This window comes from Acidovorax sp. GBBC 1281 (assembly GCF_028473645.1).
Lineage (GTDB): Bacteria > Pseudomonadota > Gammaproteobacteria > Burkholderiales > Burkholderiaceae_C > Paracidovorax.
In genome coordinates, this window is the sequence record NZ_CP097269.1 from 3220387 (window position 1) to 3234266 (window position 13880).

The window sequence follows — 13880 nt, forward strand, 5'->3', positions numbered from 1 at the left end:
ACCCGGCGCCTGCACTTTTCTAGGAGATAGAAATGACCCGTAAATCCTGGCCCTTCCTGTCCACATACCAAGAGCGCAGTCCTGAGCAGAACGTGGCCTTTTCATCTGCCGATGCCACCAAGTCTTCAGCCGGGCAAAGCGCTATTTCCTTTGGCATGGAACGGGTAGGCACTGCTTCATCACCGATGAACCACACGCCCCTTCGCTGCTCTGACTTCACCATCGGCAATCTTTCGCCTTCGGTTGCTTAACGGGAGGAGAGGCCGCAACTTGCGGCCTCAGCGCATCGGTCAGAAGGTTCTACCCACGCCCCGCGAATGGCATCTTGGTGGCCATCACCGTGTGGAACATGACATTGGCCTCCAGGGGCAGATTGGCCATGTAGAGCACCGACTGGCCCACGATATGGACGTCCATCAGCGGCTCAGCCGCTATCTGCCCGTTGGCCTGCTGCACCCCCTGCGTCATGCGCTGAGCAAGCTCCGTTCCCGCGTTCCCCACATCGATCTGGCCCACTGCAATATCGTATTTCCGACCGTCCAAAGACGCGGTTTTGGTGAGTCCCGAAACTGCGTGTTTCGTGGCCGTATAGGCGATTGAATGCGGGCGAGGAGCATGCGCAGAGATGGAACCGTTGTTGATGATGCGACCGCCTGGCGGCTGCTGCGCCTTCATCACACGAAAGGCCTGCTGCAGGCAATAGAACATGCCGTTGAGATTGGTGCCGACCACCCTGTGCCATTGCTCCAGCGGCAGCTCGTCAATGGGCACAGCCGGCGCGCCAACGCCAGCATTATTGAACAGCAAGTCCACTCGTCCGAAGGCCTCCACCGCTCGGTCGAACAAGGCCCTAACCGCAACGGGATCCGCAACGTCGGTCGGAACCGCCAAGGCTTGCCCCCCGGCACTGGCTTCGGCAATCACCGCATGCAGCAACGATTCCCGGCGCCCAGCCAGGACCACACGCCATCCGTCCTTCAGCAAGGCCAACGCAGCGGCTTTGCCAATGCCCGACCCGCCGCCGGTCACGATGGCTACTTTGGATACATCACTCATAGACCATTCCTCATGCGACTTTTTTCAACGTAGCTGCGCATAACGTTCATCTGCGGGATTTGCGGTCCTTGGCGGGCGGTCCGGCACGCTTGCCAGTCGCCTTGGGCGACTGCTTGCGCGAGGAGCGCTCTTCGGTCGACGCCCGGGTAGCGGATTTGCCAGGGGATTTTCTGTTCGAGGGGCTGGCCGCATGCGCAGCGCGGTTGTCGGAGGAGCCTGCGCCCGCGGTTGCCTTGCCCTTCGTTGGCCGAGGGGGCGCAAGGTCTTCACCTTCCCGCATGAGCCGGAAATCGATCTTGCGGCCATCGAGATCCACACGGCTCACCTGCACCCGTACGCGCGAGCCGATCGCATAACGTATTCCGGTGCGTTCGCCGCGCAATTCCTGGCGGGCCTCATCGAACTTGAAATATTCACCGCCCAGCTCGGTGATATGTACCAGGCCTTCGACATACATGGCGTCCAACGTCACGAAAATGCCGAAGCTGGTGGCCGCGCTGACCACGCCGCTGTACTCCTCGCCCAGGTGCTCACGCATGTACTTGCATTTGAGCCAGGCCTCGACATCCCGGCTGGCCTCGTCCGCCCGGCGTTCATTGGCGCTGCAGTGCAGCCCTGCCGCTTCCCAGGCCTGTGTTTCCCGGGTACTCACCGGTGCTTCCTTGCGTGGTTGCATGGTGGGCGCAGCAACGCGCGCAGCCAGACGCTTGGCCAGCTTGGCATGGGCTTCGCCAGGCGTGGGCAATGCCGGCAACCGGTATTTGGTTTTACCGAGGATGGCCTTGATCACCCGGTGAACCAGCAGATCGGGGTAACGGCGTATCGGGCTGGTGAAGTGGGTGTAGGCCTCGAACGCAAGCCCGAAATGGCCGCTATTGATCGGCGTGTAAATGGCTTGCTGCATCGATCGCAGCAGCATCGTATGGATCTGCTGAGCGTCCGGACGGTCCTTGGTGGCGTCAGCGATGGCCTGGAAGTCGCCAGGCTTCGGATCGTCGCCAATGGACATACCCACCCCCATGGCCTTGAGGTAATTGCGCAGGATCTCCTGCTTCTCCGGTGTCGGCCCTTCATGCACCCGGAACAAGCCAGGCTGCCCACCTTGCGCGATGAAATCAGCACTGCAGACGTTGGCGGCCAGCATGGCTTCTTCGATGAGGCGGTGCGCGTCGTTGCGGGTGCGTGGAACGATCTTCTCGATGCGGCCGTTGTCGTCGCAAATGATCTGCGTCTCGGTCGTTTCGAAATCCACGGCACCGCGCACATGCCGCGCAGCCAACAGGGCCCTGTAAACGTCGTGCAGATTGAGCAGGTCTTTGACGCGGGGCTTGCGCTTCGTCGCCTCCGGTCCACGGGTGTTGGCCAGGATGGCGGCCACCTCGGTGTAAGTGAAGCGGGCGTGGCTGAACATCACCGCGGGATAGAACTGGTATGCATGCACATCGCCCTTGGCCGTGATGAGCATGTCGCACACCATGCACAGGCGCTCGACCTCGGGGTTCAGCGAACACAAACCGTTGGACAGTTTCTCGGGCAGCATGGGAATCACGCGCCGGGGGAAATACACGCTCGTCGCCCGGTCATAGGCGTCGATATCGATCGCACTGCCGGTCTCCACGTAGTGGCTCACATCCGCGATGGCCACCAGCAGTCGCCACCCCTTGGCACGCCCGACCTTGGCGGGCTCGCAGTACACGGCATCGTCGAAATCGCGCGCGTCTTCACCATCGATGGTGACCAGCGGCACGTCCGTCAGGTCTACCCGACTGCGCTTGTCCTGCGCGCGGACCTTATCGGGCAGTGCCTTGGCCTGCGCCAAAGCATCGGCCGAAAATTCGTGCGGCACACCATATTTGCGCACCGCGATCTCGATCTCCATTCCCGGATCGTCCACCTCTCCCAGCACCTCGGTGATTCGACCGACCGGTTGCCCGAACAAAGCTGGAGGCTCGGTCAGCTGAACCACGACCACCTGCCCTGGCTTGGCCGCACCGGTGGCGCCTTTGGGGATCAAAACATCCTGGCCATAACGCTTGTCTTCCGGGGCCACGAGCCAGACACCGCTCTCTTGAAGCAATCGCCCGATGATGGGCTGGTCGGGCCGCTCGACGATTTCAACCACGCGCCCTTCCGGACGGCCCCGGCGATCCTGGCGAACGATCCGGACACGCACGCGATCCTTGTGGAGCACGGCCCGCATCTCGTTGGGGGGAATATAGATATCGGATTCGCCGTCGTCTCGCTGCACAAATCCATGCCCGTCGCGATGCCCCTGCACACTGCCTTCGATCTCGTCTTCATTGCGCGCAGCAGGTGCGCCAGGGGTCGTTTTTTTGATATACAATCTGAGTCTTTCCTGAAATGCCCAGGTGGCGGAATTGGTAGACGCACTAGTTTCAGGTACTAGCGAGTAACATCGTGGAGGTTCGAGTCCTCTCCTGGGCACCAAGTTTAACGACAACCTGCAGGGTTGTCGGCCAAAAAAGCCGCTTCTTTTGAAGCGGCTTTTTTTATTGTCCGCATTCCCGGCGCATGGCATGGTCGCAACAATAAATTTTGCAACTCAGCCAGAGCCTTCAAAAAAGACTCTATAATTCGATTCTTTCCTGAAATGCCCAGGTGGCGGAATTGGTAGACGCACTAGTTTCAGGTACTAGCGAGTAACATCGTGGAGGTTCGAGTCCTCTCCTGGGCACCAAATTCAAAAAAGCCGCTGTGAAAACAGCGGCTTTTTTTGCCCGATGCACCATGAACCTGACGTCATGGCTCGGCTCATTCCGTGATGGGCCGCTACGCCATCAGCGTGGCTGCGCAACCGGAGGCTGGAGATTTCTGCCAACCACCAACCCGCAGTTCTCCATTGGCGGTTTGGTAGAACAGCAAGGCCGGTCGGGCCAACGGCCTTGCTGTACTTCGCGCTTATTTACGCAGCAGGGTCTTCAACGCGTTCTGCAATCTGCGGGCGCTGGTTTCGTCGGTTGCACTTGCAAGCACCCTGGCCACATCCTGCCCCCACGTCTGGACGGGCGTGGGATCGTTTCGGCGGGTGAGCAACTGTAGTTGGAGTGCACGGCGGGCCTGCAACTGCTCCGCAGGGGTCGGCACTTCGGCCGCCATTTCCAGCCTCAGCAAAGCCTCCGATGCATCCCCTTGGGGCGCGGCAGAAACCGCCTGGGTCCATGCAGAGCGGACGGACGCTTGCACTCCCAGTTCCTGCACGCCGGGCAACTGGGCTGCGTCCCGTTTTTGCCAAGCGGCAATCAGCTGGGTGAGTGCCTCGCCATGCGCTTGCGCAGCCAGTTTGCGCAGTGTGAGTTGCGCATGTTCAAGAGCCTCGCGCTGGGCACGGAAAGCGCTGTCGCCCAGGCGAGGACCGCGGGCTTCCGAACGGTCCCCAAACCGATCACCCCGATCCCCGAACCGGTCGCCCCGAGCATCGCCACCCCGGCCCGGGCCGGAGGCATCGCGCAGACCACGTCCGTCTTTGCGGTCTCCCGGCCGTGCTGGACGGCCCGGCAGTGCAGGCGCATCTTTTTTCATACCCGGGCGATCGTCACCACGCACAGCCACCACGGGACGTGGTGCAGGCTTCGGCGCCGCGGCAGGCGGCGGAGCCTGATCTGCATCGGCGCCCTCCCCTTCCGAAGCCGCGGCCCCCTCGGGTGCGGAAGTCACGTTGTCCGACGCAGTAGCTGGCCGGTTCTGCGCAGCGGATGCTGCCGCTTCATTGGCCAATGCCTGTCCACGCAGCGCAGCCTCCAGAGCGACCATTGCGCCACGGATCTTTTGCGCATCGCCGCTGGCATTCGCTTCCTCCAGCGCCTTGGAGGCTTCCAACACGACGCGGTCCCGGGCGCTGATCTCGCCAGCCATCTTGTCCCGATCAGCAGATTTGCGATTGAACGCTTCGTCAATCGGCTTGCGGAAGGCATCCCACAATTTCTGTTCGTGCTTGCGGTCCAGTGGCACGGACTGCGCCTCGGCCTGCCAGCGCTGCTGCAGTGCCTTCACCGCGTCGACCCGCAGTGTCGGCGCAGCACCCAAGGCGGTTGCCTCGTCGATCAGCGCGTGCCGACGTGCCAGGCTGTCCTTCTGCGCTGTTTCCAGCGGCGCGGCGGCGGCGGCCATGGCTTCTTTCCATTGGGGCTGCAGTTCGGCGAACACCTTTTCGCTGACATGACCGCCATCGCGCCACCGATCGCCGAACTGGTGGAGCGCACGGTTGACCGCCTTCCAGTCGGGCTGTCCGGCCGTTGCCTGGGCCACCGTCCAAGCTTTCACCTCGTCCAGCAAGGCCACACGCTGGGCTTTGTGTTCAGCCGCATCGGCCCGCACCTTTTCCAGCCACGCCTCGACCACCTTGTGGGCGGCATTGCAAGCCTCGTCGAATTTTTTCCACAGCGCATGGTTGGCCGGCCCCCCTTGGTCGGCCTGTTTCCACTGCTCGCGCAACTGGCGCAGCGTTTCCTGCATCTTGCGACCGCCCAAAGCCTGGCCTTCGGGACGTTGCAGCAACCCTTCCGCACGGGCCACCAAGTCTTCACGAACCTGGTCAGCGCTCCAGCGCTGCCAGCCTTCGAGTTCACCCGCCGCGACCAAAGCCGTGTGCACCTGCTGTTCCAATGCCGCGTCGATGTGCTTGCCATGGGTTTTGAGCACGCTGCGCAACGCAGCCGCAGCGCCTGCGCTGGCTTTGCCGTGGCCTTCCGCCGTCTCACGCTCCAGTTTGACCAATGCGTCGCGCACGGCCTGCACGGCCTTGTCTCGTACTTCAGGATCCACCTTGGAGCGTGCAGGTGGCCGCGCAGCCGGCTGCGCCGCGGCGGCTTCCGATGGTTGACCGCGGGCCACGCGGAGCTCATCCGCCCACACGGGAACCGGGGGCAAGGCTGCCGCAGGATCTTCCGCCGCCGACACCGCCTGAGCGACTGCAGGCTGGAATGCATCCCACACCACGAGAAGCTGGGTGCGCGAGGCATCCAGCAGCGGCGGGAAACGCGCTTCCACGCTGGCCCAGGATGGGTCGTCCGTCAGTTCCTGAGCTTGTTGCTGCCAGCGGCCCACGTCGGTGCGCAGCGCCTCCAATGCGGCCTGGGCATCACGCCAGGGCTTGGTGGAAAGCACCTCGATGCGCTGGGCCAGCAACACTGCGGCCTCCCGCTGCACCTGCACACGGTGCTGCAGATCTTCGATGACCTTCATGCGCTCTGCCAATTGCACCTTGAGTGCCGCCAAAGGCTCCCGAGACAAAGGGGCTCCCGCTTTGGCCGCGTCGCGCTGCCAAGCCAGCGCGTCGGCGATGTTCAGCTTGGCGGCAGCCAGCAAGCCCTGCGCCTTTTCGGCCCACTCGGCAGCAATCGCCTCCTGGCCCTTGGCGCGCCGGATTTCATCGAGGCGCTCGCGAACGGCACGGGCCGCGCCCTTGTCGCGCCCACTCAGTTCCTTGAACACCTCTTGCAACTGCTCCGGCGACGGCTGGGTCTGCAGCCATTCGCGGATGCGCGATGCCCTCTCTCCCGAGGTCGCGGCGGAAAACGCGCCGCCCGTCAGCGCATCCAAAGGATGCGGCTCGGTGTGCTTGGCCGGGGCCGGGTTCACTTCGGGTGCGTCAGACATTTTGTTGCGAGAAGAAAAGGGAAACATGGATTCAGGGGGTAAAAGGCCGTGGCCGAGGGAGCCAGCGCCTACAGGCAGCGCAGATGACGCCGCCGACAAGGGCGCTATTTTCGCCCGGTTTTAGCAAGTCCCCTAGATGGGGCGTTTTTATTCGGACTCAGCTGGCACACGGGGCCATGGTTCAGACACTGGAGCGTTGAATATGGGGTGCCACGCTGCGACTGCAATACGGCAATGTAGCCCACTGCCATGGATGGCTGAAAAAGCTTGTTTCCACCGGATGCGCCCTGTCAGCGAGTGGACAAAGTGAGTTCGGCGTGGGGTGCACCGTTCGCACTCTCCGAATCGATTTTCGGTGCGCCGACGAACAATCGTCCCAGCGCGACTTGCCGCCCCGCCAGATAGTCACGGACCGCTACCGCCCGTGCCTGTGCCAGTTCTCTCATCGCGTCATCGGGAATCGCCATGTCCGCCAATAACAAGGCTTCCATTTCTGGCACGGACAGATCCTTCGCCATGCCGACCAGATTGCGGGGCTTGGCCATGTCGGCGCGGCGATACACCTCCTTAAGCGAGTCAGCGTACTGCGGCAAGCCCGGCGCCAGCGCCTGGGGTTCCGAGGGTGCTTGATCGCCCCGCGCAGCCATGCGGCGCGCTTGTGCCGCCACCCGGGACTGCAGCGCGGCCCGTTTCCAGCCCTCTTGTTCGGCCTCTCGCTGAGCGTGCCCGGCGACGGTCATGTTCAGTCCCGGTCGCTCCGAGAGTGCCTGCCCGATATTGTCGAGCGTCTTTCGGGCTTCATCGTCCAGTGCCGCGCTGCCCGGGGCGAAGTTGACGCGATCCAGCTCAGAACTACCGCCCATCCATCCGGCCAGCAATGAAAACGGCGAAGTGATCGCTTTCATCACCAAGTTGCCCACCGCGCGAAAAATCACCGGCCCCAGGCGGAACTGGGGGTCGTTCAGCGAGCCATTGATCGGCAGCTCGACGTCAATCACACCATTGCGGTCGGCCAGCAAGGCAACGGCCAGACGCACGGGCAAACTGGCCGGAGCGCCCTCCACCGGCTCGCCAAAACGCAACTGGTTCAGCACGAGCTTGTTGCTAGCCGTCAATTGACCATCCGGCAGAACACGATAGTTGACGTCCATGCTCAGCTTGCCCCGCTCGATACCATGGCCCGCGTACTTGATGCTGTAGGGCGAGAGAGGCGGCAGTTCCAGATCGCGCATCCGTCCCTGGATGTCCAGTGCCAAGGGCTTGGCCAGCGGATTCAGGCGCCCCGTGATGTCGAGCGAGGCGGAGCCCTGCGCCCGTCCGCGCAGTTGAAGTTCGGCCATGGCGGGCTCACCCCCCTCGGCGGGGGGCGCGGAGGCAAAAGCCCCCAGGCGACCATTCAATTCGCTCAGGTCCGCTGAATAGTTGGGCCGAACGAACGAGTCGGTAAAACGCACAGAACCGCCAGTGAGCACCACGGGGCCGAAACGCATGACCGGCGTCATTGACGGCTTGGCCGCCTGGGGCGGCGTCGAGCCCGCCGCTGCGGTGATGTCGGGGGAAGCCTCCGCTGTTGCCGATACACCGGGTGGCCCCTGGGCAGGCTGAGCAAGGTCCTGCAGATTGATGCGCCCATTCGGCTGAACGATGATGCGGGCAAAAAAGTCGCTCAACGCCGTTTCCTTGACGTCGAGCGCGGTTGGCTTTCCGGGCGCCAGGGTGAAATCCACCCCCTGCAGGGCCAGCGACTTCCAGTTCAGCAGTTCTTCCCCACGGATGGGTGCGGCACCGTCGACCGGTCCATTCGCGGCTGGGCGAACGGCCAGGGTCCTCACCCGCACGTCGTCCAGTGCGGCATTGCCCCGCACGCCGACGGCCGGTCCGTCGGCTTGCGCGGCGTAACGCACCTCGCCATTGAAGCTGCCGAGGGCACGCACGACATCGACCGCCAACGGGTTGTCCACATACGGCTTGAAGGGATGCAGTGGCAGGCGGGACGCCTGCACCTTGCCCTGTGCCAGCAGGGGCGTCATCTGCACCGTTCCTTCATAGGCCACGTTGCCGGGATCTGTCCGTCCGGCCCCCAGTCGTGCCGACAGTGACAACGACACTGGAGGTGCGCCGGCATTCACCGGCCATGCCAGGCCCTTGGCCCGCATCTGGAAGGTGTCGAGCAGTACCGCCACAGGCTGTGCCTTGACCGCATCGTTGAACGCCAGCGCTCCACCGTCCACCGACACTTCGGCCAGTTGCACGCTCCAGCCGGGGGCGGCATCCGTCCGCGTTGCCGCGGTGACTGGCACACGGCCTTTCCCTGCGGTGTCGGGCACCGGCGTCAGCCAGCGCTCCACCATCCAGCGCCCGTCCCCAGTGCGCTCCAGGCGCACTTTGGGCTGCGATGTCACCACCCGCGCTATGGCAACGGTGCGCTGCGGCATCCGGATCAACGCATCCTCGACCTCGATGCGGCCGATTTCAGCCCAGGCCGCGTTGTTGCGCAGGCCCGAGACCGTGGCGGTCCCCGCTGGGCAGTCCCGCCCAGCCGGAGCACAGGCCCATTCTGCGCGGTCCACCGACAGCTTGGCGATCTTTGCCGCCCATGAGGAGCCGTTCCAGGCGACGCCCCCATCGGAATCCAGCGTTCCGTCCAGTTGGGGCTGGACCAGGTTGGCCAGGTACGGCCGGGCCATGGACAGCGGCCAGCCCCGGGCGGACACGGCCACGCGGCCCGATTGCGCCAGCACCTCCCCTTGAAGCGACAAGGTCGCGGCGTCGCTCCCCGCTTCCGATGACAGCTGGGCATCCGCGGTGAACTGCACTGGCCGGGTGAGTGGCAAGGCCAGCCGGGTCGCGCGCACCCGCAGGTCGCGTGCCGAGATGCGGGCGGGCACCGCCGTCCCCTCGTCCAGCCAGTCCACCTGCCCCCCGTTGATGACCACCCGATCCACCACCACATCCCACGGCGCATCGGGAGCCGCAGTGGTCCCCGCCTTCGTGGCACCCTGGCCTTGTGCCGCGCCGCTCAGCACGGCCATGCGCCCTTCCCGGTCACGCCGCACCGTCGCATGCGGCCCGCGCCACTCCAGCGAGGCCACATGCACCTTCCGCTGGAAGGGTTGGAGCGCTACCACCTTGGCGGTGGCCAGGTCGAACGACAGCAGTGGGCCACCCTGTCGATCCCTCACGCGTGCACCATGGACCTGCACGACGCCGCTCACCGAAAGAGCGGGTTCGGACTGTTTCTGGAACGTCATCCGCAGATCGGCGTCCAGCGTGCCTTGCTCGATGCGCACCGGCATGTCGGGAGGAAGGTAGGCCAGGAACGACTGCAGATCCAGCCCCTTGAACTGCAGCGTGGCTTCGGTGTCCCGGCTGTCCAGAAATGGCGTGCTCTGGGCCCCGGTCGTGAACGCCGTGCCGTTGAGCTGAAAGGCCAGATGGGGCGCGACCTCCACGGTGCGGTCCGCCGGCAGATTGCTCAGAAACGGCACGCTCAGAGAAAATCCACGCACAGTGTGGACCCGTTTTTGCGGCGCATCGCCGAAATCCACGGCGCCATCCCTCACCACGATGTTGTAGAACGAAAACCGCTGGGGCTGCGCATGGGGCGCGGCCGTCGCCGAGGATGGTGCCGAGAACTTTTTCAGCAGGTCATCGAAGTCGGTCTGCCCAGCCGACGTGCGCGCCAGGCGCAACGTGGGTCCATCGATCTCCAGCGCGTCGATCACCGGCGCCAGACGCCAAAGGGACTGCAGTTCTGCATCTATATATAGGCGCTGAATTTCTACCTGGGGCTCCTTGCCCGAAGTCTCTGCCGCCATCCTCAGATCCCGCAGTTCCAGTTCCAGGGTCCATGGCTTGAAATCGATCTTCCCGACAGACAGTTCTCGCCCCAACTGCTCGGACACCGTGGTGTGCAACACATGGCGCAGCGCGGGCGGAACCACGGCCCAGGCCAGTGCCCAGAATCCCAGCCAGGCCAGCACCGCCCACGCCACGCGGCGCACCCACAGGTTTTTGATGATCGAAAGCGCTTGCAGAGGCACGTCAGAGTCCGGTTTCCATTGCACAGATCATGGGATTCGAGCAGAAATCGGCCGGCGCAACATGTAACCAGTCGCAAAAAAGAAAGCCCGGTGGAATCTGTCGATCCGCACCGGGCTTGACGGCTGACACAACGGTCTTTTGCCATCATTTGCACCCTGGAGTTTGAACGTCCACGGGGCAGGAGGCAAGGTATTGCCTCCGGGGTCTGCCTTGGAAGTTTGACCAGTCACCTTCAGTGCACTGCATGCGTCTGGAGGGCGGCTCCGCTTCGTCCGGCGATGCCTGAATCACTCAGGCAAGGCCACTTTAGCCAAGTTGACGGGCCACCACAAGCTGGATTTTCAATCGCCCTCCATGCGTTGATTGCATTCATCACCGTGGGGCTGCAGAAGCGGTAACGATGCCTCATGCAAGAGTGCCGATGCACCCTATAAACCTGTGTTTCCTACCAGATTTTTAAGATCGAATTGATCTAACGATCGGTTTTGTTAGTATTGACTCTGTATTAAGAGCCCTCCTACAATCCGCGAGCCCTGAAAAACGGGGTTGACGATCTTCCATCCGCTGCCGATCCCGGCTAAGTCAGTTCGGTCATTGAGCGCTCTCCGGAGGCAATGCGAACCTGATGGCGTACCAATCCAGGCGAGATGCCTGGCACGGCCTGGCCCCTTGTGGGCCACCTTGCTCAGGCCTCGACTCAGAAAGGAAAAGCTACATGACAGCGTTAGGAACAGTGGTCGCCGGAGTGCGAACGTTCGCATCCGATGTGATCGACGGTTTTCTTGAAATCACCCACAGCAGCTTCGCCCTCCTCGGCTTGGCTGTCGCTTTTGCCGTCATCACGTTGACCGCACGTCCCGACCTGCGCCAGACTGGAGAAGAAAAGCTGATGGGCTGGCTGCAAGCCCGCCAGGTCGCGGTCATGGGTACGCCCATCGAGCCGGAAGCCAGCGAGCGAGCCACGGCGAGCAATCCGAAGGAACTCCCCAAGGAGCAGGCAGCCGTCACTTACTGGCTCAGCAAGAAGTACCGCGTGGCGCCGGAGCCTTTGGCAGTGCTGGTGGCCGAGGCCTATGAAATCGGCGGCAAGACCAAGCTGGACCCCACGTTGATCCTGTCGATCATGGCCGTGGAATCGAGCTTCAACCCCTTCGCCCAGAGCGCGGTGGGCGCCCAGGGCCTGATGCAGGTCATGACGAACGTGCACACCGACAAGTACCAGAATTTCGGCGGCCACTTCGCGGCCTTCGATCCGGTGAGCAACCTGCGCGTGGGCGTGAAGGTGCTGCAGGAATGCATCACCCGCGCCGGCTCCCTCGAAGGCGGCTTGCGTTACTACGTCGGCGCGGCCAATCTGCCCGACGATGGCGGGTACGCCGCCAAGGTGCTGGCCGAGCACTTCCGCCTGCGCCAGGTGGCCAGCGGCCGCTCTGTGCCCTTGCAACCGCCGGCTCCCGCCACGCCGACTGCCCCGCCGATGCTCTCCACGCAGGCGCCGGCACAGACCGTTCCTGCCAAGGCGGCCGCCGAAGCGGAAGCCCCCAAGGCCAGCGCCGACAAGGTCGCGCTTCTCTCCGACTTTTGAACCGACGGTGACCGACTTGGGGCATCGATTCATCCTCGGGCTCCAGGCCCGGTGCGGTCAGCTACACTCGCGGGGTACGCAACTGGCGATAGGCGCGGCACTCCACTGCCGCCGCTGACGTGGAAACCGACAGGGGTTCACCCCCTGTGAACCACTGGGGAGCGTGCCGCACGGGCTGAAAGGCCTGCTGTGTTCCGCCGTTCGCCTGGGCAGCCCTTGTTTCAAGGGACACCAGTTCATAGGACTGCCAACATGTACCAACGCAATATCCTTGTCAGCCAAGCCGACCCTGAAATCTGGGCCGCCATTCAGGCCGAAAACGTTCGCCAGGAACAGCACATCGAGCTGATCGCCAGCGAAAACTACGCTTCTCCGGCCGTCATGGCCGCCCAGGGCTCGCAGCTCACCAACAAGTACGCCGAAGGCTATCCCGGCAAGCGCTACTACGGCGGCTGCGAGAACGTGGACGTGGTCGAGCAACTGGCCATCGACCGCGTGAAGAAGCTCTTCGGCGCCGAAGCCGCCAACGTGCAACCCAACTCCGGCTCGCAGGCCAACCAGGCCGTGCTGCTGGCCTTCCTCAAGCCCGGCGACACCATCCTCGGCATGAGCCTGGCCGAAGGCGGCCACTTGACGCACGGCATGCCGCTGAACATGAGCGGCAAGTGGTTCAACATCGTCTCTTACGGCCTCAACGACAAGGAAGAGATCGACTACGACGCGCTCGAAGCCAAGGCCCGCGAGCACAAGCCCAAGCTGATCATCGCCGGCGCATCGGCCTATTCCCTGCGCATCGACTTCGAGCGCTTCGCAAAGATCGCCAAGGAAATCGGCGCGATCTTCTGGGTGGACATCGCCCACTACGCCGGCCTCGTGGTCGCGGGCCAGTACCCCAACCCCGTGCCCCATGCCGACGTGGTCACCTCCACCACGCACAAGAGCCTGCGCGGCCCGCGCGGCGGCATCATCCTGATGAAGTCCGAGCACGAGAAGGCCATCAACAGCGCCATCTTCCCCGGCCTGCAGGGCGGCCCGCTGGAACACGTGATCGCCGCCAAGGCCGTGGCTTTCAAGGAAGCGCTGGAGCCGGGCTTCAAGGCCTACCAGGAACAGGTCGCCAAGAACGCCAAGGTGTTCGCCGAAACGCTGATCGAGCGCGGCCTGCGCATCGTGAGCGGCCGCACCGAAAGCCACGTGATGCTGGTGGACCTGCGCGCCAAGGGCATCACCGGCAAGGAAGCCGAAGCCGCACTGGGCAACGCCCACATCACCATCAACAAGAACTCGATTCCCAACGACCCTGAAAAGCCGATGGTGACCAGCGGCATCCGCGTGGGCACGCCGGCCATCACGACGCGGGGCTTCAAGGAAGAAGAAACGCGCCTCACGGCCCATCTCCTGGCCGATGTGCTGGACAACCCGCGCGACGAGGCCAACCTGGCCGCGGTGCGGGCCAAGGTGCACGCGCTGACCTCGCGCTTTCCCGTCTACGGCTGATCCATGCCCCGCTCTCCGCTCAGCGCCGCCTGCCCTGGCCAAACCGGGGCAGAACGGGCGCTGGCGCCAGCCTCGGCCCGCT

The 13880-nt window shown here is 63.7% G+C and carries 7 protein-coding genes, 2 tRNA genes and 1 riboswitch; of the genes, 5 read left to right on the plus strand and 4 right to left on the minus strand.

Annotation, left to right across the window (positions count from 1 at the left end; all coding sequences use genetic code 11):
* The first annotated feature begins 32 nt into the window (after positions 1–32).
* Complete coding sequence (locus M5C96_RS15035; RefSeq protein ID WP_272563957.1) at positions 33–251, plus strand: hypothetical protein; 219 nt, start codon at positions 33–35, stop codon at positions 249–251.
* A 49-nt stretch (positions 252–300) separates the two neighbouring features.
* Here the strand turns inward: M5C96_RS15035 and M5C96_RS15040 are convergent, their stop codons facing one another.
* Both M5C96_RS15040 and rnr read right to left on the minus strand, forming a co-directional pair.
* A complete protein-coding gene (locus tag M5C96_RS15040) occupies positions 301–1056 on the minus strand; it encodes an SDR family oxidoreductase (protein WP_272563958.1) in 756 nt (251 codons plus the stop codon).
* A gap of 46 nt (positions 1057–1102) precedes the next feature.
* Positions 1103–3400 (minus strand): ribonuclease R, encoded by a 2298-nt coding sequence (gene rnr / locus M5C96_RS15045; protein ID WP_272563959.1) that lies wholly within the window; start codon positions 3398–3400, stop codon positions 1103–1105.
* Between the two features lie 19 nt (positions 3401–3419).
* Here rnr and M5C96_RS15050 point away from each other — a divergent pair.
* Positions 3420–3504, plus strand: a tRNA-Leu gene (locus M5C96_RS15050).
* 165 nt (positions 3505–3669) lie between these two features.
* A tRNA-Leu gene (locus M5C96_RS15055) sits at positions 3670–3754 on the plus strand.
* A gap of 221 nt (positions 3755–3975) precedes the next feature.
* On the opposite strand, the gene M5C96_RS15060 is transcribed toward M5C96_RS15055, so the two are convergent.
* Entirely contained in the window at positions 3976–6699 is a 2724-nt protein-coding gene (locus M5C96_RS15060; RefSeq protein ID WP_272563960.1) for a DUF349 domain-containing protein, read from the minus strand.
* A gap of 263 nt (positions 6700–6962) precedes the next feature.
* Positions 6963–10715: a DUF748 domain-containing protein gene (locus tag M5C96_RS15065; protein WP_272563961.1), complete on the minus strand. Its 3753-nt coding sequence runs from the start codon at positions 10713–10715 to the stop codon at positions 6963–6965.
* A gap of 716 nt (positions 10716–11431) precedes the next feature.
* Between M5C96_RS15065 and M5C96_RS15070 the strand changes: the two genes are divergently transcribed.
* Both M5C96_RS15070 and glyA read left to right on the plus strand, forming a co-directional pair.
* Positions 11432–12301, plus strand: a complete 870-nt coding sequence (locus M5C96_RS15070) for a lytic transglycosylase domain-containing protein (RefSeq protein ID WP_272563962.1) — start codon at positions 11432–11434, stop codon at positions 12299–12301.
* Between the two features lie 68 nt (positions 12302–12369).
* A riboswitch (ZMP/ZTP riboswitch) is annotated at positions 12370–12519 on the plus strand.
* 34 nt (positions 12520–12553) lie between these two features.
* Positions 12554–13798: a serine hydroxymethyltransferase gene (gene glyA / locus M5C96_RS15075; RefSeq protein ID WP_272563963.1), complete on the plus strand. Its 1245-nt coding sequence runs from the start codon at positions 12554–12556 to the stop codon at positions 13796–13798.
* Positions 13799–13880 lie beyond the last annotated feature (82 nt).

Bases quoted from the DNA above. Each gene is read 5' to 3' on its own strand.
- glyA (WP_272563963.1), top strand. From the start codon at position 12,554: ATGTACCAACGCAATATCCTTGTCAGCCAAGCCGACCCTGAAATCTGG.
- M5C96_RS15070 (WP_272563962.1), top strand. From the start codon at position 11,432: ATGACAGCGTTAGGAACAGTGGTCGCCGGAGTGCGAACGTTCGCATCC.
- M5C96_RS15035 (WP_272563957.1), top strand. From the start codon at position 33: ATGACCCGTAAATCCTGGCCCTTCCTGTCCACATACCAAGAGCGCAGT.
- M5C96_RS15060 (WP_272563960.1), bottom strand. From the start codon at position 6,699: ATGTTTCCCTTTTCTTCTCGCAACAAAATGTCTGACGCACCCGAAGTG.
- M5C96_RS15040 (WP_272563958.1), bottom strand. From the start codon at position 1,056: ATGAGTGATGTATCCAAAGTAGCCATCGTGACCGGCGGCGGGTCGGGC.